Here is a 2,200-nt window from a genome sequence, read left to right on the forward strand (position 1 = left end):
CGCGCCGGGCGGCCATGCCTGCGGCCAGGCGACCATCACACGGATCGCGTGGGTGAGGAACAGGCTGCGGCGCGCGGCGCGGTCGTGCGCGAGCTGCAGCCGGGCTCGATCGCCGTCGACGAGGTCGCCCGCCGCATCACGCGAGACGTAGGGCACCGCGATGGGCGCATCCAGGTCGAAGTCCGGCGTCAGGCGTTTCACCAGCGCCGGCAGGCGCGGGTCGTGGGGGGCGAGCGTGGTGAGCGCATGCAGCAGGAACAGGCAGTCTTCGACGCCATGGCGCGTGCAGCGGTCGACGTACAGCTCGCCGACGATGCGGTCGGCGAGGAACGCGCGCAGATCCGCGAGGCCGGCCGCATCGGGGCGCGTTTCCTCCAGGAACGCGCCGTCGGGCACGCAGTCGCGGAAGCCCGTCCAGCCGTACGCGTTCGACCACTGGAAGGCGGCCGGCGTGCGCAGCGCCTCGACCAGCGGATCGCCGCTCGAGCGCCAGGCGCTGTCGGGCAGGCAGGCGAACAGGGTCGTCATCGCGCGCGCCTGCGTCGACCACGTCGGGTCGGGCCAGTAGGGGAGGCCGTAGCTGTTGGGCGAGTCGGTGGGATCGCTGCTCGTGCTGCGCGGCCAGATGCGTTCCCAGAGTTGCGCCGCATCGGACGGGCGCTGCCAGCCGAACAGGTCCCACGTGCCGGCCTGGTTCATCAGCATGGGGTGCGCGCCGTCGGGCAGCGTCGCGAACTCCGGCATGCGCATCAGCGCCAGCAGGCGGTCGCGGTCGAGCGTCCGCCACGACGCAGGCAGCGGCTTCACGAACGACTCGTGCGCCACGTAGGCCGCATGGGCCTCGGCCACGATCGCGGCCACCTCGGCCGGCGACAGCGCGTTCGGCGCGGCGGGCGTGCTGGCGGTGAGCCGCGCCAGTGGTTGTGCTGCCATCACGGGCAGGGCGACTGCGAGCAGCAGCAAGGCACAGGCACGCACGACCGGACGGAAGAGTTTCTCTCGCATGGGCCTCCCCGGCCGCGGCGTCGCGCCAGTATCGCCCACGGCCGCTTGCGGAACTCCCCCTGACCTCGGGCACATCCATCGTTCATGCGCGACGCCTACGATGCGCGCCATGCGTCGCCTCCTGCTCCTGCTGCTCCCCGCCCTTCTGTTCGCGCCGCAGGCCAATGCGCGCACCGTGTACCGGTGCCTGCGCGACGGCACGGTCAGCCTGTCCACCGCGCCCGAGCCCGGCTCGCGTTGCGAGAAGAAGACGTTCCAGGACGATCCCGGCAAGGCACCGAACCTGTGGGGTGCGCTCGGCGTGGTCAAGGGCAACCTCTACGAGCGCCAGCAGGACGGAAAGACTGTCTACGGCACGCGCAAGTTGCCGGGTGCCACGAAGCTGATGTCCTTCACCGTGGAGACGCCGCCCGGCGAACCCGCGCATGCGGGCCTCGGTCACGTCGGCAAGCCGCGACTGGACCAGTTCGCCCGGCAGTTCCGCGCGGCGTCGAAGAAGACCGGCGTCGACGATGCATACCTGCGCGCGATCGCGCATGCCGAGAGCGGCTTCGATGCCACCGCGATTTCGCCGAAGGGCGCCGTGGGCGTCATGCAGCTCATGCCGGCGACGGCGCGGGACTACGGCGTGATCGACCCGACGTCGCCGGAACAATCGATCGATGGCGGCGCTCGCATGATCCGCCGCCTCGCGACCCGCTACAGCGGCAACCTGCGACTGGTTGCCGCGGCGTACAACGCCGGCGCCGGCGTGGTGACGCGCTATGGCGGTGTACCGCCCTATCGCGAGACGCAGGAGTACATCGCGAAGGTCGAAGCGCTGTATGCGCGCTATCGGGCGGCGATGGGCATGGTGCCCAAATCGCTCGAAGGCCACGAGCAGCTGCGCGCGGCACAGTAACTCCGTCGCCGTGCGCGGCGTCCGCATACTGGCCGCATGCCCGAACCATTCGAACGCCTGCGCGCGCTGCTCGAGGCCCTGCCGCTGCAGGCGTGGCTCGCCTTGGCCGCGGTGCTCGTGGTGCAACGGTTCGCTCGCCGTCTCGGGCTGTGGGCGTATGCGGCGTTCGCCCTGCCGGGCACGATCGCGCACGAACTCGCCCACTACGTCATCGCATCGATCCTCGCTGCGCAGCCGCACCTGCCTCGGCTCTGGCCCGAACGCCGCGAGGGGCGCTGGGAACTTGGCTCCGTC

General features: G+C 71.2%; 3 protein-coding genes. 2 read left to right on the top strand and 1 reads right to left on the bottom strand.

Features of this window, described 5'->3' with window-relative positions; all coding sequences use genetic code 11:
• A partial coding sequence (locus tag FW784_RS13615) for a hypothetical protein (RefSeq protein ID WP_149353865.1) occupies positions 1 to 1,005 on the bottom strand: 1,005 nt, incomplete at its 3' end.
• 100 nt (positions 1,006 to 1,105) lie between these two features.
• Between FW784_RS13615 and FW784_RS13620 the strand changes: the two genes are divergently transcribed.
• Together FW784_RS13620 and FW784_RS13625 are read left to right on the top strand one after the other, a co-directional pair.
• Complete coding sequence (locus FW784_RS13620) at positions 1,106 to 1,906, top strand: lytic transglycosylase domain-containing protein (RefSeq protein WP_149353866.1); 801 nt, start codon at positions 1,106 to 1,108, stop codon at positions 1,904 to 1,906.
• 36 nt (positions 1,907 to 1,942) lie between these two features.
• Positions 1,943 to 2,200, top strand: a 258-nt coding sequence (locus FW784_RS13625) for a hypothetical protein (RefSeq protein ID WP_425481657.1), incomplete at its 3' end; no start/stop codon positions are given.

This window comes from Cognatilysobacter lacus, from assembly GCF_008274655.1.
Taxonomy (GTDB): domain Bacteria; phylum Pseudomonadota; class Gammaproteobacteria; order Xanthomonadales; family Xanthomonadaceae; genus Cognatilysobacter; species Cognatilysobacter lacus.